Source organism: Streptomyces odontotermitis (assembly GCF_050510915.1).
Classification (GTDB): Bacteria; Actinomycetota; Actinomycetes; order Streptomycetales; family Streptomycetaceae; genus Streptomyces.
In genome coordinates, this window is the sequence record NZ_JBNJLS010000033.1 from 1 (window position 1) to 25,049 (window position 25,049).

Consider the following 25,049-nt stretch of genomic DNA (forward strand, 5'->3'; position numbering starts at 1 on the left):
GGCACAGCCCGGGTTCCGGAGCGCGGAAGGCCCGGTCGCAGCCGTCACATTCCTGAAGGGGTGTGGCGGCTGCCCCGGTTGGTGGGGACATGGGCGCAGGCAGGGCTGGTGGCAGCCACTGTTCGAGCCGGTGGGCGAGGAGCCGGGCGGGCCGGTGAATGGGTACGCCGGGCAGGCCCACGCTGAGTGTCCGGGCGACCTGCTCGGGCGTCACCTGGCGTTCCAACCAGGTCTCCACGGCGGGGACCAGGTCGGCGACGTCCCGTACGGAGAGGGTGAGGCGGGGGTCGCGGGTGCGGAGGCCGGCGAGGAGGTCGGCGGCAGGCCCTTGGGGGCGAGGGGCAGGCTGCTCTCGCGGGGGCTTGACCAGGCAGACGACGGGTCGTGGGGGCGTGCTCGCCCGAGCGGGCGCTTGCGCGGAGGGCTGTGCGCCAGGGCAGTCGAAGTACGTCGTACGGGTCACGATCCGCTGCCCGGCGGTCCGCACCTTGGCCCGTTCCAGATACCCGGTGGCCTCAAGTTCCCGCAACGCGGCGGCAATCCGGTACTCGCTCTCCGGGAAGCGGGCGGCGAGGACCTTGATGCCGACGTGGGCCCCGTCGGGCAGCGACTGGACGTACACGGCGAGCCCGATGGCGGTGGCGGAGAGGGCGCGATGCTGAGCGAGATGATTGCCGACCACTGTGAAGTGGGTGGTGTGGCGGTGGCGGATGTGGGTGACGCCGCCGGAGTTGGGGGCGTGGCCGACAGTGGGCGCGTTAGACTGCGCTGAGCTCATGGGGAAGGGTTTGCTTCCTCGTAGTGAGGCCCTCGGACCGGGATTGCCGTCCCGCCGGGGGCCGTCTTTGTGTGCGGTTGTTGCTGCGAACGTAGCGCCTTCGCTCCTGCATATTCCACTCCGTCACCCGATGGGATGACAGGGGGAGTTGGCGAAGTCCCCTGGTGGTCAGGGGAGTTGGCGGGAAGGTTGGAAGGTTCCTTGCTCGGTGTCCTTTAGGGGGCGCCGAGGGTGGGTGCGTCGCGGTTCACCGGGTCGCGGGGGGTGTGATCCGGTGAGGGGTGGGTGCTCACACAGGGCGGCGTGCGTCAGGCGCGATCAACGCCGTCACACTTCAGTAGGGGGCGGCCACGCGGATCTGCGAACAGGCGTCAGACCGAAAGGAATTCGTGCTTCAGCTTCTTGACCATCACCGCATAGCGAGGTGAGTCCTCGGACGGCTGTGATTCTCCCGCCTTGCTATACCCCCACCGCTCGTACAGAGCTTGGACTTTGGTACGTCCAGTCTCGACTTGGAGCGAAACGAGATCCGCAGGTACGGATTCGAGCAGGGCGTCATGAAGTAGCCGCGCCCTGCCGGTCCCACGCCACTTGGGAATCACCATGAGTTCCGAGAGCGCGAACACAGCCCCTCTCGCCGTGACAGGTCGCTGGTGCCCCTTCCACCAGCCTCCTGGTTTCAGCATGGAGCCGTACGCGTAGCCGACTGGGCCACCGTCCTCCCACCCCGATACGCACTGCCAGTTCTCCCGCGAGGACCACAGGTCGACGAAGTACGAGAAACGCTCACGCGAGTGGAAGGGGTCGGGGTCGTCTGCGTATGCCTCGGCGTGGATGTCCAGCAGAAGAGAACGGACGTCGCGCGCATCGGCGTGCGTGTAGCGCTTCAGGTCCATTGGACAGACTCCTCGATCCACTCGACGACTTCGGGGGCCCTCGCGTCTGAGGCTACGAGCACGTTGCGTGTGGCAGCCAGAGTGTTCGTGGTGCGCTTCGACCCGGACGCCGGGGGGAGCATCTTGTACGCCTGCCTGCCGGTTGCGCACGCGAGCTCCAGCTCGCCCTGCCGGGCCTGTGCGAGCGACAGATGTGCGGTGTACAGGGCTCTGTTGCGGACCATGTCGTCGGGGAGGGCAGCAAGTGCGCGGTGAAGGCAGTACTCGGCGCGGCCGTGGTCTCCCAGGGCGGTCCACATGAACGACGCGAGTGCGTCTATTTCACTCGCGTCATAGAACTCGATCCACTGCCACTCCGTGGGCTGATCCTCGATGCTGCGAGCAAAGGACCGTTCCGCATCGCTGAGCGCCCTCAGCGCCTCGGAACGGTGCTGCAAACGGGCAAGACCATTTGCATTGCGCATGTGTCCCAGCGATGCGTACAAGGGGTCGCGCCTGGCAACGGAGGAGCGCTTCATGACCTCAGCACCCGCCACGGCTTCCGCGTGATTCTCCCGCTGGCTTGACGTCAAGGTCAGATTGTTCCAGACGTGATACGCCGTTTCGCTGTGCCTGGACAGACCCGCGAACGCCAGCGCCTTGTCGAGATGGGCGCGTGCTCGCCCGGGAGAGCTGGCATCGATGGCTGCGAACGCGGCAGAGCTGAGGACATCGGCAGCCAGGCGGTGAAGCAGACCCCGGACTCGGGGCGAAGCCGATGCCATGGCGAGTGCGGACTGGGTACGGGAGGCGAGCTCCACCGCGAGGTTCTCGACCTTCCGCGCCCCTCCACCGACTTGGTCTCGTCGCAGGATGGCCATGTAGTCCTGGTGGAAGCGCCGCACGTCGTTGATTCCGAGCCGGGCCGGGGGAGTGGCGATGGCGAGAGCGCTGCCGCTTGTGGCGGAAAGAGACCTACGTCGGTGCACGGGCACGAACCCTAGAGCTTCGGCATCGAGTCCGAGAACCTTCTCCAGGCATAGCCTGATGCGTTCTTGGGGCCACTTGGTATCACCGCGTAACCACCGTCGGACATCGGAATCGGTGACGCTGCCGGGTTTGCCCGTCAAGATTCCGATCTCCGAGTTGACCTGACGTGCCAACTCGGCCTGAGAGAAGCAGAGCTCAGCGACCCTTTCGGCGAGTCGACGATTCTCCTGTGCCATGCCTTGACGGTAGCGGTGAGCGACCGCCCGGACACGAGTGAAGGTAAAAATCACCGGGGTTATGCGAGCGGCAGACCTGTTGTTTCATCTGTCCTGCTCCGCTCGTCGTCCGTTGACTAGGCAGCACCAAGCCGAAGCGGACGGAGTTGAATCATGACCGGGACAGACGCGCATGTGGTGGTAGCCGACATGGCCGAGGACGGGGCGCCATTCGACCTCGCCCAGGTAGGCCGGGACTTGGCATGGGTCCTGCACCCACGACTCGACGTTCCTCGCTCACGCCAGACCATCGATGCCCACGCGCGGCGACTGCACTCGGCGCTCTCGATCCTGGTCACTCTGGATCTCGGGATCGACCGCACCGACACCGGATATGAGCGCCTGTACGCCATGGCGGAAGACGCCCTCGCTCAACTTGACGAGACCGGGCATTGGCGCGTCGCGCTCACCCAGCCCCGGGAGTGGGAGCGCTGCCGACAGATCGCGAAATCCGTGCGGGTCTTCGTCGCGCTCTACCGGCGCCGAGGGGCAAGGAACCCACCCAAGCTTGAGATGTCGGAGCCCCGACCATGCGGGCGCATGCACGACCGCAAGAAGCAGTAGCACCCGAACTCCCGTCCCTGACCGGTCTGTTGAAGCAGCCTCCTGGTCCGGAACGGGCGGTGGCCGGAGAGTCGCAACCTCTCCAGCCACTCATTCCACCCTCCACCCGAATGGAAGGCAGGACACCATCATGGCAACAGTCATCGACACTCCCACCCTCGAGGGCCGGGATCTCGTCGACCCCGCCCTGTTCAAGCGGCTGACCGACTTCTGCGCTGCCGAATACGGCCTCGAAGCGTGCATGGCCGAGCGGATCATGGACGAGGGCCTCGCGTTCCTCGACACCATGGGCCGCAGCGGCGAACCCCTGTCCCCCTCACGACAGGTTGACCCGGCGTGGCACACCTTCATGCTCCACTCCGCCGAGTACACCGAGTGGTGCATGCAGCGCTACGGCCGCTATATGCACCACGCCCCCAACTCCCGCTACCGCGACCGGTCAGCCATGGTCGACGTCACCTCGCGCATCCGTGCCCTGGGCTATGACGTCGACGACTCGCTGTGGGGCGTCGCGGCCGAGTGCAACGAGCCGGCCTGTTGCGGCGACGGCCCTTGCTGCTGACATCAACTCCCCGTCGGTGCGGGCCCCGAGTCGGGGCCCGCACCGATCGGCCGTCCTCTCTGGGGCCTTCGATGAACAGCACGCACAAGGGCATTGGCCGCCGCATCACCGTGTTTCAGATGTTCGACGAAGTCTTCGCCTACACCTCCGGGTCGGAGGACGGGCGGAAGCTCGGCGAGGTTGCCTACGTCGCAACCCTTCGCCGGCGGACGTCGCCCCACATCATGTGGGCCCTCGCTCGCGAGTACTGCAAGGTTCATGACCGTGCCCCGCAGTGGGCGGCATGGATTCTCGCCCAGTCGACCCGCTCCCTGGTGACCGGCGCAGGCCGCCTGTCCTGCCTCACGGACACGGGATGGTCGGCATGGGTGGAGCGAGAACACCACTTCGAGGTCCTGACCAGCAACCACGAAGTCCTGCGCACGGGACACATGACGATCGATGGCTACCACCCCGTGGCGCTGCCATGACCCACCAGGATCGCAACCGCCGACGCCGCCCGCGCCGCTCCGCCGTGGTGGAGGCCGCCATTGTCACGGTCCTCATTGCAGGAGTGGTGCTTACCTTCGCTGCTTTGCTCTATCAGGTCGCCAACGACGGCTCGTAGTACGCGTCTTCCGATCCACCGTCTCTCCCGAGGTCGGGATGCCCGACCTCGGGACGAACTCTCTTACGGGTGAACGGGGCCGGTGGACCTCCACCAATCCTGCTCGGCGTGCTGGGATCGGTGGCGCACCGAGAGGAGACCGTCATGAGCGCACGCACAGGTGGTCATTGGTCCGGTCGGAGCGAGGAATGCCGCCTGCCGCCGGGAAGCGGCAGGGGGGCACAGTTTGAGTGAAAGTACCGAGGGCCAGACACGACCCTCGCAGTGGAACGTCCCGCCAGTCCCCGGACCGGCGGGGCCTTGCATTTCTCTACCCGTGGTCGACGAACCAGGGGGCACACGTGCTCTTGTCGGAGTCATGAGGCCTCATGCACGCCCGCACCGCGTAGGACTTGCCTCCACCGGCCTGCAATTGCACCGTCGGACTCTCGAAGTAGTCCCACGCCGCGTTCCACCACGTTGCCTCGTACGGGCCGCACTGCTTCCAGCCACCGTTTGCCTGTACCTCGTCATCGCTGGGATGGCTCGCGTCGGAGCCCATGACGAACGGGTTGACGCTCCGGTCGATCCACACCTTGTCGTACCGCTCCACGCTGCCGCTGATGGCAGCGAACGCGTAGAGGTCGGTCGCCTTGGCGGTGTAGGTGGTGACGGTGCGGTCGCCGTCGTCGGCGCTTCCAGAAGCGCCCACGAAGTCGTTGTTGGACAGCCAGTCGCACTGATCGCTTTCTGTATAGACACCGCTGTCTGCTCCTACGGCGGCCTGAGCCGGTCCGGCCGCTGTCAGCGAGCACAGGACGACGGCAGTGGCTACAGCTGCCCCTTTGCCGATGCGCATAGACGAACGTCTCCTGTTCCGTGCCGTCACACGGGCGGCACGCCCCCGAATGCCTCCCCCTGAGACACCCGGTCAGGCTGGCATCCTCCGCCCCTCCTGCACAGGCCGGGAACCTGACGCACAGCGCCTCTACCCACGTCCTCCACCCACCCATCGCTATCGGAATGCCCGTGACCGTCGCGATTCAGTGACCGATGGGCCGTCCTCTCCGGGGCCTCCGATGGACAGCACGCACAAGGGCATCGGCCGCCGCGTCACCGTGTTTCAGATGCTCGACGAAGTCTTCGCCCGCACCTCCGGGTCGGGTGACCGGTGCGGGCCGCCTGTCCTGCCTCACCGACACGGGATGGTCGGCGCGCGTGAAGCGGGGAACACCACTTCGAGGTCCTGCCAGCCCGACCTCGGGACGAACTCTCGTACGGGTGAACGGGATCGGTGGACCAGTGCCGGTCCCGTTCGGCATGCTGGGATCGGTGACGACCGATTGGAGACCGCCAATGAGCGCACTCACTGTCGACCACTCCGTGAGCTACGGCCACGAGTGGGACGACATCGTCCGGACCTGGGAAGGTACGGATGCCCCCGAGGGCTGCAAGGTGGAGATCATCGAGGGCCTCGTCACTGTGACACCAGCACCTACTGACCAGCACGGCAAGGTTGCTTGGAAGCTGCAGCGCCCTCTGACCGCTGTGTTGCCTGAGGACTGGGGCATCTTCCAGAACGTCGCCCTTGACATGCCTTCGCGCCTCGGACGCTACCAACCCGACCTGTTCGTGGCTCCGGAAGATGCGGTGGAAGGCAACGCCACCCCCGTGACTGCCGTGGAGCTGGTCGTCGAAATCACATCGCCGCGCAACGCCAGCCATGACCGCATCACCAAGCGCGCGAGCTATGCGGCCGCCGCCATCCCTCTCTACCTCCTCATCGACCGCTGGGCCCCAGGCGGCCCCACGATCACTCTCTACGGGGAACCTACCGGCGACGTCTATCGCACCCTCCACGCCTGCAAGTTCGGCGAGACCATCAAGCTCCCGGACCCCTTCGACGTGGACATCGACACCTCCGAGTTCCCCACGGACTGACCCGGACTGCCCCGGCCCCGGCGGGGCACCGCAAAGCACCGCACCCCACCGATGAGTTCCGCCCCTCCGCACAGTCCACCCACCATGGACACCGACAGCTGGCCCCACCCCGACACCCCGCCCCACCTGACCCTGACCGGCACCCTCGACCAGGACGCAGTGCCCCGCCTCTGTGTTGACCTGCAAGGCCACGTCCGAGCGAGTCCCACCGGCACCGTCGTCGTCGACGTCGCGGGCCTCGGGCCACCCGGTCTCGCCACCCTCGACGCCCTCGCCAGAGCCCAGTTGGCCGCCCGCAGAGCGGGAGGCAGGGTGCAGCTACGCAACCCCACCCCCGCGCTCCAGGCCCTGCTCGACCTCGCGGGCTTCTCCGAACTCCTCGGCCTAGTCGTCGAGATGGAGCGGCACCCCGAACAGCGGGAACCACCTCTCCGTGTCGAGGAAGCAGTGGAATCCGGCGATGCGGCCCTCTGAGATCTCGATGACCTGGATCGACCACGGCATGAAGCCGCCGTTGTCCGGGTCGGGCTTGTACTGGGCGAAGCCCGGCGTGCCGTTCACACTCACCGGCAGCAGGCGGCCGTTGGCGCAGGCCGCGCCCATCGTCGACATGAAGCCCGTGATGTCGGAGGTGCCCTGGAGCCAGAGGTCGAACGGCGGCATCGTCATGACGGCGTCCTCGGCGAGCAGCTCCGTGAGTGCCTTCATGTCGTAGCCCTCGAAGGCCGCCACGTAGCGGTCGAGGAGCTTCTGCTGGTCCTCGTCCAGCGGGTCGGACGTCGCGGTGTCGTCCTTCGGGGTCTCCGCCAGCGTCGCGCGGGCCCGCTGCAGCGCGCTGTTGACCGAGGCGACCGAGGTGTCGATCAGCTCGGCGACCTCGCTCGCCTTCCACGCCAGGACCTCGCGCAGGATCAGCACCGCCCGCTGCTTCGGCGGCAGTTGCTGCAGGGCCGCCATGAACGCGAGGCGCACCGACTCCTTCGCCACCGCGGCCTCCGCCGGGTCCGAGACGGACGGAAGCACGCGGGCGTCCGGCATCGGCTCCAGCCAGACGTTGTCCGCGCGGGGAGTCAGGGCCGCCTGGGCCAAGGGCGCGGCTGCCGTCAGGTCCATGGGGCGGGCCCGTTTGTTGCCCGCGTTGAGCATGTCCAGGCAGACGTTCGTCGCGATGCGGTACAGCCAGGAGCGGAGCGAGGAACGCCCCTCGAACTTGTCGATGTTGCGCCACGCCCGCACGAGCGTGTCCTGCACCGCGTCCTCCGCCTCGAAGGCCGAGCCGAGCATCCGGTAGCAGTAGCCGGTCAGCTCGGTCCGGTGGCCCTCGAGGCGGGAGTCCAGGTCTGCCGTCGTCGCCAGATCACCCATGGTCCCCACCCCTGATCACCGCGAGATCGCCTTGATCGTCGCTGGTCGTCCCCAGGGCCTGTCCGGTGGATCAGGTCCTCGTCCGGCACGCAGTCGCGCCGACACTCAAGGAAGCTACCTGAGCCCACTGACAATCGCCCGGCGAGCAGGGGAAGTTGCAGGTCAGCGACGTATGTGCGCCATCCTGGCCACATGCCCCACAGCGGCCACCCCCTGCCCGTGCCGCACCCGCTCCACCCGCGCCGCCCTGCTCCCGTACAGCGTCACCGACACCACGCCGAGCACCGCAAGCAGCCCGAGCCCCACGGCCCCGCCCCAGCCGCCGGCCCGGTACGCCGTCGCGCCGAGGGCCGCGCCCGCGCTGGAGCCCAGGTAGTACGCGGACTGGTACAGCGCCGACGCCTGCGCGCGCCCCGTCTCGGCGGTCCGGCTCACGGACGAGGAGGCCACCGCGTGCCCCGCGAAGAACCCGGCGGTGATCAGGACGAGCCCGAGCAGCACCGCCGCCAGCGCGTCCGAGAGGGAGAGGAGCAGGCCCGCCGCCGTCGTGCCCACCGCCAGGTACAGCGCCCCGCGCCGCCCGAGCCGCGCCACGAGCTTCCCGGCCGCCGCCGAGGAGACCGTGCCCACCAGGTACACGAGGAAGATCGAGCCGATCACACCCTGGGGGAGGGAGAACGGCGCCTCCGTCAGGCGGTACCCGATCACGGTGTACACCGCCCCGAACACCGTCATGAAGAGCGCCCCGATCGCGTACAAGCGGCACAGCAGCGGGTTCGACAGATGCGAACGGACCGTACGCGCGAGGGACTTCGGGCTGACCGGGCCCCGCGTGAAGTGCCGGGGCGCGGGCAGCAGCGCCCGGAAGGCGAGCGCGCACAGCACGGCGATGACGCCGACCACGCCGACGGCCACGCGCCAGCCCCAGACCTGCGCGACCCAGCCGGTGATGATGCGGCCGCTCATGCCGCCGATGGAGTTGCCCGCCACGAACATGCCGATCGCGCCGACCAGCGCCTTCGGCCGCACCTCCTCCGCCAGGTACGCCATCGCGGAGGCCGGCAGGCCGGCGAGCGCCGCGCCCTGTACGGCGCGCAGCGCGATCAGCGCGCCGATCGACGGCGCGAAGGGGACGAGCAGTCCCACCGCGACCGCGACCGTCAGCGACACCGTCATCAGCGTCCGCCGCCCGAACCGCTCGGACAGCGCGCTCAGCGGCAGCACGAACAGCGCGAGCGCGCCCGTCGCCCCCGACACGGTCCAGCTCGCGGTCGAGGCGCTCACCCCGAAGTCGCCGGAGACGAGGGGGAGCAGGGCCTGGGTGGAGTACAGCAGCGCGAACGTCGCGACCCCGGCGAGGAAGAGAGCGAAGCTCATCCGCCGGAATCCCGGCCCGCCGGGCGCCATGCGCGAGTCGGTGGAGGAGGGAGAGGAATCGGAGGCGGCGGCAGGGAACGACTGATCGAGGGCGACCGCACGACTGTCGTCGGCGGCCGCCCCGCTACTGGCGGAAGGCATGCACCGAACGTACGACCGCGCCACTGATGCGTCCAATGCATGAAAGAGCCATAATCGATCCCGTGCCGCATCAACCGAGCTCACAGCCGCGCCTGTCACGGAACAGTGACACAGAGGACATCGTCACACTGCTCGCCCCGCGGCTCGCCTACTTCGCGGGCGTCGCCCGCACCGAGCACGTGACGCGGGCCGCCCAGGAACTCCAGGTCCCCCAGTCGACGCTGTCCCGCGCCCTCGTCCGCCTCGAACAGGACCTCGGAGTCGACCTGTTCGCGCGCCACGGCCGCACGGTCTCGCTCACGCCCGCGGGCCGCACGTTCCTGACGTCGGTGGAGCGGGCGCTCGCGGAGGTGGGGAAGGCGGCCGAGTCGGTCCGCGCCGATGCCGACCCGGACTCGGGCAAGGTCGCGTTCGGCTTCCTGCACACCATGGGCTCCGAGACGGTGCCCGGCCTGATCCGCGCCTTCCGCGCCGACCACCCGCGCATCCGCTTCAGCCTCGTCCAGAACTACGGGGAGGCCATGATCGAGCGCCTGCGGGCGGGCGACCTCGACCTCTGTCTGACGTCCCCCGTGCCCGACGCCCCCGACCTCGTCGCCCGCCGCCTCGACGAACAGCGGCTGCGCCTGGTCGTCCCCGACGACCACCGCCTGGCCACCCGCAAGCGCGTCCGCCTCGCCGAGACCGCCGACGAATCCTTCGTCACCCTCGAACCGGGCTACGGCCTGCGCCGCATCACCGACAACCTCTGCCAGGAGGCGGGCTTCAAGCCCCGCATCGCCTTCGAGGGCGAGGAGGCGGAGACCCTGCGCGGCCTGGTGGCGGCGGGCCTCGGCGTGGCCCTCCTGCCCCCACCGGCCGTGCCGCGCCCGGGAGTTGTCGAACTGACGGTGACGGGCCAGCGGGCGGTCCGCGAGATCGGCGTGGCCTGGCTGGACGGCCACCCGGACACACCGCCGGTGGCGGCGTTCAAGAGGTTCTTGCTGAACAGGAAGGGCACCCTGCTGAATCAGAGCCTGTCCGGCGATTGAGGACGAGGCGCGCAGCGCCGATACGGGGGTCCGGGGGCGAAGCCCCCGAGAGGGCGCCCATGCCGAAGCGCACCCCGACCCGAAGGGTCACCCGAGAGACTGCCCGAAGCCGGAGGCCAACGGCATGCGAAGCCCCAACGGCGGCGGCGCCGCCAACGCGTCCTCCAGGGGCCGCGCGAAGTCCCGTCCGAACAGCACCCCCATCACGAAGTCCACGGCGAGCGCGTGGACTTCGGCGTGGTGCTGGCGCAAGCCGTGCCCGTCCGAGTGCACTTCGAACCGGCACACCTCCCGGTTCGTCTTCTTGGCGCGCTCGGCGAGCCGGAAGGACAGCTCGGGGTCGGTCCGCAGGTCGTTCGTGCCGTGCACGATCAGCACCCGCCGCCCCGCCAGTTGCTTCACCGGCTCGGGCGGCGCCGCCACGTCCTCCTCCGGCAGCCAAGGGGCCAGCGCGAGCACGGAGTTGACCGCCGGGTGCCCGCCCGCCCGAAGCGCCGCGCGCCCGCCCATGTCCACGCCGACGAGACAGACGGGCACGTCCCCGTACCGCCGTACGACCTCGTCGGCCGCCCAGGTCGCGTCGCGCGCCAGCTGCGCCTCGGCCCCGTTCCAGCCGCGGTAGCGGTAGTGCACGACGTGGGTGGCGAGCCCCGCGTCCCGGCCGTCGTGGGCGAGCCGCCGGCCGAGCCCGCGCACCGAGGCGGTGGCGAGCGGGGAGGGTCTGCGGGTGGATGTCTCGTGGCCGGAGGGCAGTAAGAGCACCGCCCCGCTCACCGCCCCGGCGCCGGTACCGATCGCGCGCCCCAGCCTGGCCGAGCGCGCAGGCTCCGCCGTCCCTTGCTGTGCCATGACAGAACAGTGTCAGAAGCCATGGTGTACGCGACCCGTCCGCCGGGTCACTGTTGCGTATCGCTGTCGATCGGCGGGGTCCGAGTGTTACGTATAACCGTTCCGTATCGACCGCGCGCGAACCCCCGGTGATCTACGCGCGTAGGCGTTAGAGTGCGGAAATGACGAGCCAGCCGAGCCAGAGCAGCGCAACTGGTCCCAGCGACCGCGAGATCCCGAGCCCCGAGCAGATCCGCCGGGCCCCCAAGGTGCTTCTGCACGACCACCTCGACGGCGGCCTGCGGCCGGGCACGATCGTCGAACTCGCTCAGGAGCAGGGCTATACGGGCCTCCCCGAGACCGACCCCGACAAGCTCGGGATCTGGTTCCGCGAGGCCGCCGACTCCGGTTCGCTCCCGCGCTACCTGGAGACCTTCGCCCACACCTGCGCCGTCATGCAGACGAAGGATGCCCTCAGGCGCGTCGCCGCCGAGTGCGCCGAGGACCTCGCCGAGGACGGCGTCGTCTACGCCGAGATCCGGTACGCGCCGGAGCAGCACCTGGAGCAGGGCCTCACCCTCGAAGAGGTCGTCGAGGCGGTCAACGAGGGCTTCCGCGAGGGCGAGCGCCGCGCGAGGGAGAACGGCCACCGCATCCGCGTCGGCGCCCTCCTCACCGCCATGCGGCACGCCGCCCGCGCCCTGGAGATCGCCGAACTCGCCAACCGCTACCGCGACTTGGGCGTCGTCGGCTTCGACATCGCGGGCGCCGAGGCCGGCTTCCCTCCCACCCGCCACCTCGACGCCTTCGAGTACCTGAAGCGCGAGAACAACCACTTCACCATCCACGCCGGTGAGGCGTTCGGCCTCCCCTCCATCTGGCAGGCCCTCCAGTGGTGCGGCGCCGACCGGCTCGGCCACGGCGTGCGCATCATCGATGACATCCAGGTCGCCGACGACGGCACCGTGAAGCTCGGCCGCCTCGCCTCGTACGTGCGCGACAAGCGCATCCCCCTGGAGATGTGCCCCAGCTCCAACCTCCAGACGGGCGCGGCCAGTTCCTACGCCGAGCACCCCATCGGTCTGCTCCGCAAGCTGCACTTCCGCGCGACCGTGAACACCGACAACCGCCTGATGTCGGGCACCAGCATGAGCCGCGAGTTCGAGCACCTGGTCGGTACATTCGGCTACACGCTCGACGACATGCAGTGGTTCACTGTCAATGCGATGAAATCAGCATTCATTCCTTTCGATGAACGACTGGCCATGATCAACGACGTCATCAAGCCCGGATACGCCGAGCTGAAGTCCGAATGGCTGTTCCGTCAGACCGCTTCGACCAGCGGTTCTGTGGAGTAACGACGAGAATTCGTGCGAACCGTCAGCGGCCGGGAGCCTCAATTCCCGGCCGCATTTCGGTGTTTGCGGGCGTCCCGGCGGCATGTTTACGGTCGTTGCACCGCTCAAAGACCCCGTCATCAAGGACGCATTGAAGATGAAGCAGTCTGCTGCCAAGACCCTCGGTGTCGCCGCGCTCGGTGCCGCCTTCGCCGCCGCCGGTGCGGGTGCCGCCAACGCCGCACCCGCGGTGCCGGACGCGGCCCAGGCCGTCGGCACCGTCACCTCGATGCTGCCGGTCGAGGACGCCGCCAAGACGCTGCCCGCCGGCGCCCCGGAGTCCCTGGCCGCCGGGCAGAACGCCCTCGCGAGCGGCCTCAGTACCGCCAAGCCCACCATCGAGCAGACCGCCCCCTCGGTCCTGCCGAGCGACGACAAGGCCGACACCAAGGCGGGCGCGAAGGGCGGCGACCCGCTCTCCGGGCTGCTCGGCGGCCTGCCCGTGAGCAGCAGCAACCTGCCGGTCGGCGGCCCCGGCGGCGGCCTGCCCGTCAGCATGGGCTGACCGCACGCGCCGAAGCTCCGCGCATACGAGGATGGGGCGCCCCTGCACAGGGGGGCGCCCCATCCTCGTACTCATGTGGTCGTCACCAGGCTTCGCGGGCGCCGGCCTTGCCCTCCGAGGGCAGCAGGATCCACAGCGCGATGTAGAGCAGGAACTGCGGGCCGGGGAGCAGGCAGGAGAGCACGAAGATCACGCGCATCGTCGTCGCCGACGTACCGAAGCGGCGGGCGAGGGCCGCGCACACTCCGCCGATCATCCGGCCGTGGGTGGGGCGGGCAAGGGCGGTCATGGCGGGCTCCTTCAGAACCGTAGGGACGAGGCTCCTGTGTGGGCCTCTCGATGTCCTCAAAGCTACGGTCGCGAAGGGGGCAAAGCGTCGGACTACGGGGCGATCCCGACCCTGGGAATCGTCGGGGTCGACCCCTGAGGGATGTCCTCCCGCGGACCTGCGACGGCTCGTCCCGTGGAGCGACAGCGGCGCAGCCTGGCCCGGGCGGCGGGCACCACCACGAGATGCGCGAGGGCCACCCCCACGGTGTTCAGGAGCAGCGAGTCGACGTCCACGACCTGCCCCGGCACCCCGGTCTGCAGCAGCTCGATGCCGAGGGAGAGCAGCGCGCCCGCCGCGACGGTGCGCGCCAGGGACGCCACCGGCGACACGTCGAGCCGCCCCCCGGCCAGCGGAAGCAGCACCCCGAGCGGCGCGAGCAGCAGCATCCCGCTGCCCAGGTGCCGCACGGCCTCACCCGGGCCGAGTGCCAGATCCGCCTTGATCCCGGCGAAGGGCTGGAAGTTCGCCGCGCTCACGTACGGCACGTCCAGCGGACGCAGCGTGAGCCAGCCGACGAACAGAAGATGCGCGACGAGGAGGAGTCCTCCTGCCACACGGATGCGGATGGCGGCACCGTGGCCGCCCGAGCCTTGACGCACGCCCCCCAAGACGCCCGCACCGGGAGGATCGGTTCCGCCTCCCGCGCTTCTCCGGTCGCGCTACTTCACCGTCTCCGACGGCGGCGCCTCCGTGCCGGGCCGTGCGCGCACCTCAGGCGTGCACTCGTAGCGCTCCAGGGGGTCGTCGCCAGGGCCGCCGAGCACCACCGAGCGGTCGCCGTCCGCCGCCGCGCTGCTGGCGTACGTGCAGACGATCTGGGCGAGCGCGAACGACGACAGGTCCTCGGGCCGCGTACTGAAGCGGAGCGCGTCGTCGGGGTCGCCCGCGCGCGGTCCCGAGACCACCGTGCCGCCGCGCACGTCCGTGGAGAAGCCCGCCTGCTCCTCGGCCTCCGACGGCGACGTGGCGAGCTGGTCCAGGAGCGCCTGCGCGATGCGGACGCGGTCCGTGGTGGGCTTGTCCGTGGCGATCCGCACCGACCGGTCCACGGTCACCAGCTGCGCCCCGCACACCAGATAGACCTGCACCGGCACCGCGCTGCTCGACTTCGGGGCGAGCCCGCCGCCCGACAGGAGACAGGCCGAACGGGAGGGCGCAGGACCGAAGTCGGTGGGCACCTCCGTCGACCGGATCCCGCACCCGGCGAGCACCGTGGCGAGCCCGGCGACGAGCAGCCCGGCGCGCAGCGCCCGCCCCCTCATCGGCCTTCTCCTTCGCTCGTGACGCGGCTGTCCCCGGTGCCGGCACCGGAGCCGTTCCCGTTCCCGTTCTCGCCCTGGTCCGTCGCCGTCAGGGGCGAGGCGTCCCGGGGCAGGCGCAGTGTGAAGACGGCGCCGCCCTTGGGGTGGTTGGCCGCGGTGATCTCGCCGCCGTGGATGTGCGCGTTCTCCAGGGCGATGGACAGGCCGAGCCCGCTGCCCTCCGAGCGCGGCCGTGAGGCACTGGCCTTGTAGAACCGGTCGAAGACGTGCGGCAGCACGTCCTGGGGGATGCCGGGACCGTGGTCGCGCACGCCGATCACCAGCTTCTCGCCCTCCAGGCGCACCGAGACCTCCACCGGCGAGCCGCCGTGCTTGAGGGCGTTGCCGATCAGGTTGGCCAGGATGACGTCGAGGCGGCGCGGGTCGAGCCGGACGATGCTGCCCCGCTCGGCGTCGAGCTCGACGGCGTCGAGCCAGGCCCGTGCGTCGATGCACGCGGTGATCTGGTCGGCGATGTCGACGTCGTCCAGGACGAGACGGGCCGTCCCCGCGTCGAAGCGGGTGACCTCCATCAGGTTCTCCACCAGGTCGTTCAGGCGCCGGGTCTCGCTGACCACGAGACGCACGGCGGGTTCGATCATCGGGTCCACGGAGCCGGTCTCGGCGTCGAGCTCCTCCTCCAGGACCTCCGTCACGGCGGTGATCGCGGTCAGCGGGGTGCGCAGCTCGTGGGACATGTCGGCGACGAAGCGCCGCGACGCCTCGTCCCGCGCGCTCATGTCCTCGACCTTCTTCTCCAGGTTCGCCGCGGTCCGGTTGAACGTCCGGGAAAGATCCGCGAGTTCATCCGTCCCCGACACCCGGAGCCGCGTATCGAGCTTCCCCTCACCGAGCCGCCGCGCGGCGACGCCGAGCCGGTGCACCGGCTTCAGCACGGTGGTCGCCGCGGCCTGCGCGAGCAGCGCGGCCCCGATGAGCGCGAGCCCCGTGGCGATCGCGAGCGACCACCCCAGCGAACTCAGGTCCTTGGCTTCTGGCTCAAGGGACTTGAGCATGTACGCGGTCGGCCCGCCCCCGATCACCTTGGCGCCGCCCACCAGATACGGGGTGCCGTGATCGACGGTCCGCTGCCAGTACAGGTGGTAGGGGCTCTTGTTGCTGGAGGTGAGCGGCTGCTCCTTGTCGACCGCCTGCCGCAGCGACCTGGGCACCTTGGCCAGCGTGAACTGCCCCAGGTCCGAGTAGCCGGTGACGGTGTCGCCCTGGGCGTCCGTCGCGATCAGCAGCACGCTGTAGCCCTGGCTGCTGCTCGCCATCAGGCCCACGGCCTGCTGGAGCTGGTCCCGGGTCGGGTGCGGCGGCAGCGCGGCGGCGCGCGTCTGCAGCTGCTGCTGGAAGTCCTTCAGCGCCGCGTCCTGCGCGCGCGTGAGCACCGCTTCGCGGTTGAGCCAGTACGCGATGCCCGAGGCGCTGACCGCCGCGGTGAGCGCCACGAGGGCGAACACCACGACGAGCCGCAGCCGCAGACTCGTGAAGCGCAGTCCCGCCAGTATCGCCTTGCGCGCCGCGGCCCAACCGCGGAGCTTGTCCTGCGGTTTGGTCACTGAGGCGTGTCCAGCCGATAGCCGACGCCGCGCACCGTACGGATCAGGGTCGGCGAGGACGGCACGTCCTCCACCTTCGCGCGCAGCCGCTGTACGCACGCGTCCACGAGCCGCGAGTCACCGAGGTAGTCGTGCTCCCACACGAGCCGCAGCAACTGCTGCCGCGACAGGGCCTGTCCGGGCCGGCGGCTCAGCTCGAGGAGCAACCGCAGCTCGGTCGGGGTCAGTTGCAGGTCCTCGCCGTTCTTGGTGACGGTCATGGCGGCCCGGTCGATCACCAGAGAGCCGAAGGAGGCCGCGTCGTTGGCCTCCCGCTCGCCGCGCCGCAGCACCGCGCGGATCCGCGCGTCAAGGACCCGCCCCTGCACGGGTTTGACCACATAGTCGTCGGCGCCCGACTCCAGGCCCACGACCACGTCGATGTCGTCGTTGCGCGCGGTGAGCAGGATGATCGGCAGCTGGTCGGTGCGCCGGATGCGACGGCACACCTCGAAGCCGTCGATGCCGGGCAGCATCACATCCAGCACGATCAGGTCCGGCCGCTGCTCGCTGAGCAGCTTCAGGCCGTCCTCGCCGGTGGCAGCAGTGGCCACCCGGTGCCCCTGGCGCGTCAATGAAAGCTCCAGGGCCGTCCGGATGGCGTCGTCGTCCTCGATCAGCAACAGGGAAGGCACGGACGTCATTCTGTCCCATGGCACGGCCCCAGTTCGACCGTCGGAGCGCTCCCACACTCGACCCACACGACCCGGAGCCCTGTGACAGGCCTGTGACAGTCGGCGGACACCGTCATGAAGTGGCTCGGGCAGAGTTTTGGTCACACGGAAAAGCCGGACTCCACCGACGGGGGGCGCAAGATGAACACGCTGCACAGCACCAGCTCAAGCGCAGTTGTCACGCGTCTGCACGACGTCGGACGGAGCCAGGAGAAGTCCGGTGCCGTGAGCGGGCGGGGGTGCGCTCGCGGCACCGGGCGTCAGCACACCGCGTACATGACGGTGGTTGACGCGCACCACGGGGGAAACGACGGGGGAGCTCACGGGGGAGCCGCGTACGGGGAGGACACGGGGGAGCGGAAGTCCCTGTCGGAGGCGGAGTTCACCGCCTACGTCCAGGAGCGCCGCGCCTCCCTGTACGCCACCGCCTACCACCTGACCGGTGACCGCTTCGAGGCCGAGGACCTGCTGCAGAGCGCCCTCTTCTCGACGTACCGGGCATGGGACCGCATCAGCGACAAAGCGGCCGTCGGCGGCTATCTCCGTCGCACCATGACGAACCTGCACATCAGCGCGTGGCGCCGCCGCAAGCTGAACGAATACCCGACCGAGGAGCTGCCGGAGACGGTGGGCGACACGGACGCGATGCGCGGCACCGAGCTGCGCGCCGTCCTGTGGCAGGCCCTGGCCCGGCTGCCCGAACTCCAGCGCACCATGCTGGTCCTGCGCTACTACGAGGGCCGCACGGACCCGGAGATCGCGGACATCCTCGACATCAGCGTGGGCACGGTGAAGTCCAGCATCTGGCGCTCCCTGCGCCGGCTGCGCGAGGACGAGGTCCTCAGCTTCGGCCGTGACCAGGAGGAGTCCTTCGGCGAGCTCGTGGCCTGAGGGATCTGGGGGGAACACGGGGGAACACGGGGAAACGGGGGCCGCCGCTCCGGGGGGACGCGGCGGAACAGAGAGCGGGACCGGAAGGCCGGGGGGTCTTTCCGGTCCCGTTTTTTTGCGCCCTCTTCTTGCGCCCTCAGTTGATGGTCGCGGTGTTCTTCGTTGCGGTGTTCCGCGCCTTGACGCATCTGCCCGCCGCGGCGGCGGCCACGCGGCCGAACGCCTCGTCCTTGCCGCAGGGGTGGGCCCCAAGTGCCGCCTGGCGGGCGACGATTGCGCGCTCGGCGCGCATCAGGCGCCAGCCGCGGCGCAGCAGGAACGGCACGGACTTGCGGCCCTCGCGCAGATCACGGAGCAGGCGGCGGCGGAACGTCGTGGCGGGGCGGCCGCGCAGACAGATCGCGTCGGCGAGGACGCCGAGTTCCCGGCAGCGCGCCACGATGTCCGCCGCGAAGATGCCCTCCGCGACGAACAGCGGGGTGCGCGCGATGTCCATCGGCTCCTCACCGGTGCGCGAGCTGGTCGAGATGTCGTACACGGGTACGCGCGTACGGCCCTTCTGGCACAGCTCCACGATGGCGGCGACCGCCACGTCCGCGTCCCACGAGAGCGGGGAGTCCCAGTCGATGTCCGCGCTGCCCGGGACCTGCGGCAGCGTCGGGTCGCCGGCTTCTTTGTAGAAGTCGTCGAGGCAGAGGACCGGGAGGCCGGAGCGGGCGGCGAACGAGGACTTGCCGGAGCCGGAGGGGCCGGCGAGCAGCACGACCCGGGTGGGTATCGGGGGATGGGAACCCAATTCTGTGAGCCTTTTCACCTGGGGTTTTGCTGGCGAATCGGACATTGGTGCCGTCTTCAATCCGGTTCAACCCTCCTGGATCCTGCCCGGTCCCTGGTGCGTGCGCACACGTGTGCACGCACCAGGGACCGCAACAGCGCAGTACAGGAGGCCCGTTGGACCGCATCTCCCGACACGGCTCGTCAGCGTGGTCGGGAGCCATTATCAACCGAGGCGCAAGGGGCGCACAGACGGCTGCGGTCGGCAGTTCCGTGCGTGTTCGAGGAGCGGGCCCGGGAGGGCTCCGGTCGCCTTAGTTGCAGATTTGCCAAGTGATTGTGAGTATCGCAAGTGAATGATCCGCGCGACCTGGGGGGATCTCCGCATGGATCCGCGGACCGCCGCCGGCCGTGGCTCCCGCGCTGGCCCTGCTCGGCTACCTGGTGTCACGGTGGAGGGCCTGATGAGCGAAGAGGGGCAACACCGGCGGGCGTTGACCACGTTGATGCACTCGCCGGTGCGCCTGGCTGTCCTTGCCACCCTGCGGCGCGTGCACAACGCGTCGTTCGCCGATCTGTGTGAGGCGCTCGAGCTGGATTCACCGGAGCTTTCACGGCAGTTGAGGGTCCTGGAGGACGCGGGCGTGGTGGAGCTGGCCAAGCTGCGTGGCGGCCAAGGGCGCCGGTTCCGTACTTTCGTGCGCCTGTCCGACGAAGGGCGCGCACGCTTCGAGGAGTACCTCGCACACCTGCGGGCCCTGGTCGGCGAGAGCTGACGGGCCCACCGGCAGAAACAGACCCACGCGGCAGGCCGAGCTGGGCGGCCATGCCGGCGACGCCGCCAGGCCGCCGAGACCGACGCCCTGGAGCAGGCGCGAGGTGTAGCTGGTCGATGCCGGTTGACGTCCGCGTTCAGCCGCTGGAACGTGCCTTGGAGAGGAGAAGGAGGACGGCGTCATCGGTGAGACCGCCACCCACGTAGTGGACGAGATCGGCGTACAGCCGGGTTGCCAAGTCTTCGAGGGAGCCGTCACGGTTGGGGACGGTCTCGGTCGGAGTGGTGGGAGGTCGGCCGATGGTGATGGGGGGTGCCGGTGTTCGGGAGCACAAGAGGCGCAGGCGCTCTTCAAGTGGATAGAAAATGCCGGTGAGTTGGCTGCGGGCCTCAGTGACTCCGTCGGTGTACAGAACGAGGATCTCGTCGGGCTGCATCGGGGCCGTCCAGGCGCTGGGGATGCCGCCTGCCAGGCTGGAGAGGCCGAGGGGAGCGCCGACGTCCGGTGCTTCCAGGGGGCGTACCGAACCTCCGGGGCCCACCAGTAGCGGTGGCACGTGGCCACAGGAGACGAGGGTGAGAGCGGCTTCGTCAGTGAGTTCCACGAAGACAGCGGTGACGAAGGCGTCCGGCGCGGTGGAACGGGCCACGCATGCCTCCACTTTGGCGGCTACTGTCGTGAGCGTGCGCTCGTACTGAGCGGCTTCGCGGAAGGCACCCAGGACGCGTGCGGTGGTCTGCACGGCGGAAAGTCCCTTCCCTTGTACGTCCCCGACGACGACACGTGTTCCGAACGGGGTGAGCACGACTTCATAGAGGTCGCCACCCACCTGGGCCTCGGCCGTCGCGGAGGCATAGCGCACAGCGGTGCGCACCGTGCCGACAACCGGATCGGGGGGCTGGAGCACGGCCCGTTGGGCGGTTTCGGCAACAGATGTGACGCTCCGCAGAGCTGCCTCTCGAACCTCACGCAGACGGGCGGTGTACATGCTGAAGAGCGTGATCGCCAGGTAGCTCGAGGCCAGGCCGACGTAAATGCCTGGTCTCTCTCGGAGCTGGCCGACGTACTCGGCCATGCCGATGCGCCCTGCCAGCGCGAGGACGCCCATGACGGCCACCCACGCTGGTCGTGCGTGCAGAGCGGTCAGCGGGGCGATGAGCACCAGCATCGGGGTGAAGATGGAATGGCCGCGGCCGGTGGCGAGATCTGCTACGACGAGCGCCACCAGAATGGTCGCGGACATGGCGAGTCCACTTCTTGGATGGCGCAGACGGCTGGCTTCGCGCCACGACCGCCAAGTGGCATGTACGAATGCACGAATGGCATGTGCGGTACGGGCGAGGCGTCCTTTGTTCACGCGCTGAGACTAGGAGGGCATGGCCGTTGTCAGGCAGTGACATACCGTTGGCTGTGAACGCGGAGGCCGCCGCGGAGACTTCAGGTGCGATCAGGGGCGGCACGGGCCGGAGCGTGAAGGGTTCACTCGTACGAATTGCTTCTGTGTTTACTCTCTGTGCCTCCCTGCGACAGTCGTCGGGGAGTGAATCAGGAACGAGCCCACCACCTCGGCGAGACGCCCGCGCCGCTGCCCCGTTCCGCACCGCACCGCCGCCCGAAGACACGGCGTGGAACGGGGGATTCATGCCAGAGCCCCGAACGCGACCCCCTGAACCGCTCCGTGGCCGGCGAAGGCTCCGGCCGGAACTCGAGGCGGCTCAGTGCGGCGCCAGGGCTACTGGCGGCGGATGGCGTCCCAGAACTCCGGATCCTCCTGTCCGAGCGCCCACAGGCTGGTGTTGTTCACTCCGTACTTCTTCAGCACAGGCAGTTGGGCCATGACCCCGTCCGCGTCCTGGTACCACACCTCGTGCTCGGTCTCGCCCTCCTTGTACGTGAAGTACGGGTTGCCGGAGGCGTGCAAGCGGTACGGGAGGCCCTTGCTCTGGCGCAGATTTTCTGCCTCTTTCCATGTCACACGGGCCGCGCGGGGATTGGCGCCCTTGGCGCTGGAGCCCTTGGTCCAGTTCCAGCCGTACCCGGGAAACGCCAGCTCCACCTTGCTCCGGGGGACGCGGGCGGTGGCATAGCGCAGGATGCCTTCGTACCAGTCGTGGGAGGACAGCGGCCCCGGTCCACTGGTCGCCCAGTGCATGTTGTAGGCCATGATCCGCATACGGTCGACGATCTTGCCGAGATGGCGGTAGTTGTACGCGCCGCCATCGCCGTTGACGCGGGGCATCACGGTGACCACGCAGGTCTTGCCGCGAGCGTGCAGCCGGGAGCACAACTCGCCGACCAGCGCGTTGAATCCGCCCCGTACCCGGGTCTGCAGCTGTGTGTCGGTGGTGAAGCCCATTTTCTCGTAGTTCAGCTCGATGCCGTCGTACGGCTGGCTTGCGGCCACCTTCAGCAGTGCGTTGACGTGCGCGGTGCGCTGGACGGGGTCATTCAGCAGGGCGGCCATGGCCGGGGCCTGGAGGCTCTCGACGACGGTGGGGACGACCTTGATGCCGGCGGCGTGCAGCCCGTCGATGATGCGTCGCGAGCCCGCGCCCTTGTAACTCTTGATCTTTGTGGCGGAGTCGGTTCTATACCAGAACGGGCTGACAGTGTGCAGCTGGGCCGCGTGGCTCAGCGCGTCAAGGTAACCGATCTCGGTGTCCCAGTAGGGGAGCCAGGCAGAGGCGGTACGGGACTCTGGCGTGGGGGCGGTACGGGGTCCGGGAGCTGCGGCTTGTGTGGTGGATGCCGGTGTAGCGACGGCGACCGTGACCGCGGCCAGCAGGAGTGCGGCAGCCCGGCCGGACCATGGTCGAGAGGCTGGTGGTTGATCCATGCCCTGAGGGTGACCTGGTCGGGGTCGTCACGCCTAGCCGGTTCGGCCGGATGGGTGTGCCGTGGCAGGCACGGGCCCCCGCGCCGGCTCCGGGGGGCCGTTGTCCGGGCCCGGTCCACGAGCACCGTGACGAGCCGTTCGGCCGCGGCCGCGCGGGAAACACGCGGTTCGACGCGGTTCCCGGCCGACCTGGGTGTACCAGCCCTTCGGCCTACCTTCGGTGGTCGACCGTCGGCGGTGCCGATACCTCTGGAACCAGGCGAACCATCCTCTAGCGGCGACCTGGGAGCAGACGTGGCACACGCACCGGCGACTGGCAGGAGACACTGCATACTCTGCTGGGTGTTGCCCCTCGCAACCGCTCTGACCGCCGCCGTGTGCGGCTCGGGCGCGGCTGCCGCAACACCCGCTCCGGACTCTCCGGAGACCCAGACGTGCACCGCGGTGACCGGGCCGAGCCAGTGGCAGGTGGAACACCTGCTCGGTCTGCGCCGCGACGGCCAGATGTCCTCCGAGGACTGTGTGGCCATCCGAAGCGCCCAGCAGCGCCTTGGCATCTCTCCCGCCGACGGCTCGGCGGACCAGCGGACCTTCCAAGTACTTCTCACAGCCGGTCAGCAGGCCGCCCGGCGCCCCGCAAAGACCAAGCCGAAGCCCGAACCTGAGCTTGCCCCCAAGCCGAAGCCCGTACCCAAGCCGAAGCCCGTACCCAAGCCAAAGCCCAAGCAGCCGGCGGCTTCCCACTGGATGCCTCCGGTGAAGGGCAAGCAGCACATCTCCGCCCGCTACCACCTTCCCGGCGACTGGCTCGCCGGTTACCACACGGGCGTCGACCTCGTCGTACCTTCGGGCACTCCTGTGTACGCGGTGGGCTCCGGCACCGTCACCTTGGCCGGGTGGTCGGGCAAGTACTACGGCAACGCCGTGAAGGTGAGGCTCTTGGACGGGCGCCATGTCGTCTACGCCCATCTGTCACGCGTCTCGGTGCGCAGGGGCACGAGGGTGGATGCCGGTGTCCGCTTGGGCTACAGCGGCAACACGGGCCGCTCGTCGGGACCCCACCTTCACTTCGAGGTGCGCAGCCAGCGCCACTACGGGTCCGACATCGACCCCGTCCGCTACCTCACCAAGAAGGGCGTACGGCTCCGCTGGTCCACCTCGGGCCACAGAGCCGGAGAGTACTCGTCGTGCGATCCGGCGGCCGTGGCGTCGGCGGAGGCGCTTCGGGGAGACGTGACGTAATGCGGCCGAGGTGACACGGCGCCGGGTGCTGGGCTGTTCGGGCTGTCGTCATGCGGCAGCCCGGCGAAATCTCCGAAGGCATCCAGGCTGAGGCGCAGGGATTCCGGTCCTCTGGCCTCCGTCGGCTGCCGCGATGTCACCACGAACTCCATCGAGCAGGGAGGACTGCGCTGTACCCAGGGAGTGCTCGTCGTGGCTGCGACGAACGGTGGGTCGTCTGCGCGGTCTGGAGTCGCACTCCTACGCCTCAGAGCAGTCCGACTCCGGAATCCACGGCGGCCAGTGCGACTCGTGCGACACGGTCGTGCGGCACAACACGGTTGAGCACAACGCGGTCGGCATCGAGGTCACCAACGCCTCACGGGACCTGTACTTCCTGGGCAACACGGCGCGCCGCAACCGGGTGGCAACGCCGCCGACAGCGCCGGCACCGCGTTCGTCCTCGCCACCTCGCGCACCGGCGGCAACTGCTTCACCGGCGAGGGCGCCGGGCACGACGGCGTCGGTGGCGGCGCCGCCGGGGGGGCGTTCAAGGAGGCCGCCGCGCCGGGGCCGCAGCAGCAGATGCCGGGGGTGGGACCGCGCCGGGGCGGCCCGCCGTGGGTTTGCCCGGCCCGGTCGCCCCGGAGCGCTACCGGCTGTCGGCCCCGTGACGGCCTCGCGGAGCGTCAAGAAGTACTGGAGGCGGTGCCAGGAAGGCACTTGTTCACGGCCGGCGCGACGACTTCGAGCAGGTGGGGGAGCTGCTCCTTGGGGAGCTGATCGCCGAGCTCCGTCAGGTCTTGCACCAGCTTCTCAGTTTTGGGGACCTTGTTCGACGCGAGGTCGGCAATGGATTCGTTGATGTCCTGGCGGACGGTGTCCAGGGTTGCTTGATCCACGGTTTCGGCGAGCTTTGGAAGCGAACCGCGGAGGCCCTGCATGGCCTTCTTGCAGCTCGCATGGTCCAGAGGGGGCGGTGCGTCCGCTGCTGCGGCCCTGGCGAACGCGGCGGGCGCCGTGGCTGCCACGGCGCCGGTTGCGAGGGCAGCGGTGGCGATCAGTGTGACCAGGGGGCGGGTGAGGCCTCTCATCGGGATCCTTTCCGGGCGTCACGTCACACGGAAGGCGAGGGAGTCGGCAAGCGGACCCGTGTTGCGTGTGACATGGCTGTCAGTGAGGTGACCGTAATTGCGTGTGGCGTGACCTGCGACTCGGCGAGTGGCCCTCGCACGCTGGGGTGCCCGCGAAGTCCTGGGGACGGTCGGTGGGACCGCCCTGGTCGGCGCCGTTGCGGGTGTCTGATCACAAGCCTCCCCGAAGGCGAACCGCACCTGACGCCGTTCAGGTGCGGCCTGGGTGCCTGGCCGGGGGCGCGGGCCGGTCCGTGTGCGGCCGGAGCCGGGTCGGGAGCTGCGCCCCGCAG

Annotated in this window: 27 protein-coding genes; 11 read left to right on the plus strand and 16 right to left on the minus strand. The window is 69.3% G+C overall.

Features of this window, described 5'->3' with window-relative positions:
* The 3 genes from ACQB60_RS43860 to ACQB60_RS43870 form a co-directional block, all read right to left on the minus strand.
* Positions 1-778, minus strand: a 778-nt coding sequence (locus ACQB60_RS43860) for a helix-turn-helix domain-containing protein (protein ID WP_496931703.1), incomplete at its 3' end; no start/stop codon positions are given.
* Positions 779-1,149: 371 nt separating this feature from the next.
* A complete protein-coding gene (locus ACQB60_RS43865) occupies positions 1,150-1,674 on the minus strand; it encodes a GNAT family N-acetyltransferase (protein ID WP_496931704.1) in 525 nt (174 codons plus the stop codon).
* Positions 1,665-2,879, minus strand: coding sequence for an NsdA family TPR-like regulatory protein (locus ACQB60_RS43870; protein WP_496931705.1), 1,215 nt, complete (start codon positions 2,877-2,879; stop codon positions 1,665-1,667). Before ACQB60_RS43870 ends, ACQB60_RS43865 begins: the two co-directional genes overlap by 10 nt.
* Positions 2,880-3,032: 153 nt before the next feature.
* On the opposite strand from ACQB60_RS43870, the gene ACQB60_RS43875 reads away from it, so the two are divergent.
* The 3 genes from ACQB60_RS43875 (at position 3,033) to ACQB60_RS43885 (ending at position 4,514) form a co-directional block, all read left to right on the plus strand.
* Positions 3,033-3,482, plus strand: a complete 450-nt coding sequence (locus tag ACQB60_RS43875) for a hypothetical protein (RefSeq protein WP_496931706.1) — start codon at positions 3,033-3,035, stop codon at positions 3,480-3,482.
* Positions 3,483-3,612: 130 nt separating this feature from the next.
* Positions 3,613-4,044 (plus strand): glycine-rich domain-containing protein, encoded by a 432-nt coding sequence (locus ACQB60_RS43880; RefSeq protein ID WP_496931707.1) that lies wholly within the window; start codon positions 3,613-3,615, stop codon positions 4,042-4,044.
* A gap of 71 nt (positions 4,045-4,115) precedes the next feature.
* Positions 4,116-4,514 carry a hypothetical protein gene (locus tag ACQB60_RS43885; protein WP_496931708.1) on the plus strand — a complete coding sequence of 133 codons (399 nt, stop codon included), beginning with the start codon at positions 4,116-4,118 and terminating at the stop codon, positions 4,512-4,514.
* A gap of 447 nt (positions 4,515-4,961) precedes the next feature.
* On the opposite strand, the gene ACQB60_RS43890 is transcribed toward ACQB60_RS43885, so the two are convergent.
* Positions 4,962-5,489: a hypothetical protein gene (locus tag ACQB60_RS43890; RefSeq protein ID WP_496931709.1), complete on the minus strand. Its 528-nt coding sequence runs from the start codon at positions 5,487-5,489 to the stop codon at positions 4,962-4,964.
* A 497-nt stretch (positions 5,490-5,986) separates the two neighbouring features.
* Between ACQB60_RS43890 and ACQB60_RS43895 the strand changes: the two genes are divergently transcribed.
* Together ACQB60_RS43895 and ACQB60_RS43900 are read left to right on the plus strand one after the other, a co-directional pair.
* Positions 5,987-6,571, plus strand: a complete 585-nt coding sequence (locus tag ACQB60_RS43895; RefSeq protein WP_496931710.1) for a Uma2 family endonuclease — start codon at positions 5,987-5,989, stop codon at positions 6,569-6,571.
* Positions 6,572-6,655: 84 nt separating this feature from the next.
* A complete protein-coding gene (locus ACQB60_RS43900; RefSeq protein WP_496931711.1) occupies positions 6,656-7,045 on the plus strand; it encodes an STAS domain-containing protein in 390 nt (129 codons plus the stop codon).
* Here ACQB60_RS43900 and ACQB60_RS43905 read toward each other — a convergent pair.
* Entirely contained in the window at positions 6,956-7,936 is a 981-nt protein-coding gene (locus ACQB60_RS43905; RefSeq protein ID WP_496931712.1) for a sigma-70 family RNA polymerase sigma factor, read from the minus strand. The two genes, ACQB60_RS43900 and ACQB60_RS43905, sit on opposite strands and share 90 nt — an antisense overlap.
* 162 nt (positions 7,937-8,098) lie before the next feature.
* Positions 8,099-9,454, minus strand: a complete 1,356-nt coding sequence (locus tag ACQB60_RS43910; protein ID WP_496931713.1) for an MFS transporter — start codon at positions 9,452-9,454, stop codon at positions 8,099-8,101.
* Between the two features lie 62 nt (positions 9,455-9,516).
* Here ACQB60_RS43910 and ACQB60_RS43915 point away from each other — a divergent pair, with 62 nt between their 5' ends.
* A complete protein-coding gene (locus ACQB60_RS43915) occupies positions 9,517-10,485 on the plus strand; it encodes a LysR family transcriptional regulator (protein ID WP_496931714.1) in 969 nt (322 codons plus the stop codon).
* Between the two features lie 87 nt (positions 10,486-10,572).
* Here ACQB60_RS43915 and ACQB60_RS43920 read toward each other — a convergent pair whose 3' ends face one another.
* Positions 10,573-11,334: an alpha/beta hydrolase family protein gene (locus tag ACQB60_RS43920; RefSeq protein WP_496931715.1), complete on the minus strand. Its 762-nt coding sequence runs from the start codon at positions 11,332-11,334 to the stop codon at positions 10,573-10,575.
* A 161-nt stretch (positions 11,335-11,495) separates the two neighbouring features.
* On the opposite strand from ACQB60_RS43920, the gene ACQB60_RS43925 reads away from it, so the two are divergent.
* The gene (locus tag ACQB60_RS43925; RefSeq protein ID WP_496931716.1) at positions 11,496-12,671 is read left to right on the plus strand and encodes an adenosine deaminase; all 1,176 of its coding nucleotides are present in this window, start codon (positions 11,496-11,498) and stop codon (positions 12,669-12,671) included.
* A 136-nt stretch (positions 12,672-12,807) separates the two neighbouring features.
* A complete protein-coding gene (locus ACQB60_RS43930) occupies positions 12,808-13,215 on the plus strand; it encodes an ATP-binding protein (protein WP_496931717.1) in 408 nt (135 codons plus the stop codon).
* 82 nt (positions 13,216-13,297) lie between these two features.
* On the opposite strand, the gene ACQB60_RS43935 is transcribed toward ACQB60_RS43930, so the two are convergent.
* From ACQB60_RS43935 to afsQ1, 5 genes are all read right to left on the minus strand, one after another.
* Positions 13,298-13,504, minus strand: coding sequence for a PspC domain-containing protein (locus ACQB60_RS43935; RefSeq protein ID WP_384845739.1), 207 nt, complete (start codon positions 13,502-13,504; stop codon positions 13,298-13,300).
* A gap of 92 nt (positions 13,505-13,596) precedes the next feature.
* Entirely contained in the window at positions 13,597-14,100 is a 504-nt protein-coding gene (locus ACQB60_RS43940; protein ID WP_496931718.1) for a VanZ family protein, read from the minus strand.
* Positions 14,101-14,205: 105 nt separating this feature from the next.
* The gene (locus ACQB60_RS43945) at positions 14,206-14,808 is read right to left on the minus strand and encodes a hypothetical protein (RefSeq protein ID WP_496931719.1); all 603 of its coding nucleotides are present in this window, start codon (positions 14,806-14,808) and stop codon (positions 14,206-14,208) included.
* Positions 14,805-16,412 (minus strand): ATP-binding protein, encoded by a 1,608-nt coding sequence (locus ACQB60_RS43950; RefSeq protein WP_496931720.1) that lies wholly within the window; start codon positions 16,410-16,412, stop codon positions 14,805-14,807. The genes ACQB60_RS43945 and ACQB60_RS43950 overlap by 4 nt, the downstream gene beginning before the upstream one ends.
* Positions 16,409-17,086, minus strand: a complete 678-nt coding sequence (gene afsQ1 / locus ACQB60_RS43955) for a two-component system response regulator AfsQ1 (RefSeq protein WP_384845731.1) — start codon at positions 17,084-17,086, stop codon at positions 16,409-16,411. Before afsQ1 ends, ACQB60_RS43950 begins: the two co-directional genes overlap by 4 nt.
* A 180-nt stretch (positions 17,087-17,266) precedes the next feature.
* On the opposite strand from afsQ1, the gene ACQB60_RS43960 reads away from it, so the two are divergent.
* A complete protein-coding gene (locus ACQB60_RS43960) occupies positions 17,267-18,016 on the plus strand; it encodes a SigE family RNA polymerase sigma factor (RefSeq protein ID WP_496931721.1) in 750 nt (249 codons plus the stop codon).
* A gap of 136 nt (positions 18,017-18,152) precedes the next feature.
* Here the strand turns inward: ACQB60_RS43960 and ACQB60_RS43965 are convergent, their stop codons facing one another.
* On the minus strand, positions 18,153-18,812 hold the full coding sequence (locus ACQB60_RS43965) for a uridine kinase family protein (RefSeq protein ID WP_496931722.1): 660 nt from the start codon (positions 18,810-18,812) through the stop codon (positions 18,153-18,155).
* 442 nt (positions 18,813-19,254) lie between these two features.
* On the opposite strand from ACQB60_RS43965, the gene ACQB60_RS43970 reads away from it, so the two are divergent.
* Positions 19,255-19,566: a transcriptional regulator gene (locus ACQB60_RS43970; protein WP_496931723.1), complete on the plus strand. Its 312-nt coding sequence runs from the start codon at positions 19,255-19,257 to the stop codon at positions 19,564-19,566.
* A gap of 136 nt (positions 19,567-19,702) precedes the next feature.
* On the opposite strand, the gene ACQB60_RS43975 is transcribed toward ACQB60_RS43970, so the two are convergent.
* Together ACQB60_RS43975 and ACQB60_RS43980 are read right to left on the minus strand one after the other, a co-directional pair.
* Positions 19,703-20,809 carry a PP2C family protein-serine/threonine phosphatase gene (locus ACQB60_RS43975; RefSeq protein WP_496931724.1) on the minus strand — a complete coding sequence of 369 codons (1,107 nt, stop codon included), beginning with the start codon at positions 20,807-20,809 and terminating at the stop codon, positions 19,703-19,705.
* Positions 20,810-21,298: 489 nt separating this feature from the next.
* Positions 21,299-22,402, minus strand: a complete 1,104-nt coding sequence (locus tag ACQB60_RS43980) for a glycosyl hydrolase family 18 protein (RefSeq protein ID WP_496931725.1) — start codon at positions 22,400-22,402, stop codon at positions 21,299-21,301.
* Between the two features lie 342 nt (positions 22,403-22,744).
* On the opposite strand from ACQB60_RS43980, the gene ACQB60_RS43985 reads away from it, so the two are divergent.
* On the plus strand, positions 22,745-23,644 hold the full coding sequence (locus ACQB60_RS43985; RefSeq protein WP_496931726.1) for a M23 family metallopeptidase: 900 nt from the start codon (positions 22,745-22,747) through the stop codon (positions 23,642-23,644).
* Between the two features lie 668 nt (positions 23,645-24,312).
* On the opposite strand, the gene ACQB60_RS43990 is transcribed toward ACQB60_RS43985, so the two are convergent.
* Positions 24,313-24,717 carry a hypothetical protein gene (locus tag ACQB60_RS43990; RefSeq protein WP_496931727.1) on the minus strand — a complete coding sequence of 135 codons (405 nt, stop codon included), beginning with the start codon at positions 24,715-24,717 and terminating at the stop codon, positions 24,313-24,315.
* Between the last annotated feature and the right edge of the window lie 332 nt (positions 24,718-25,049).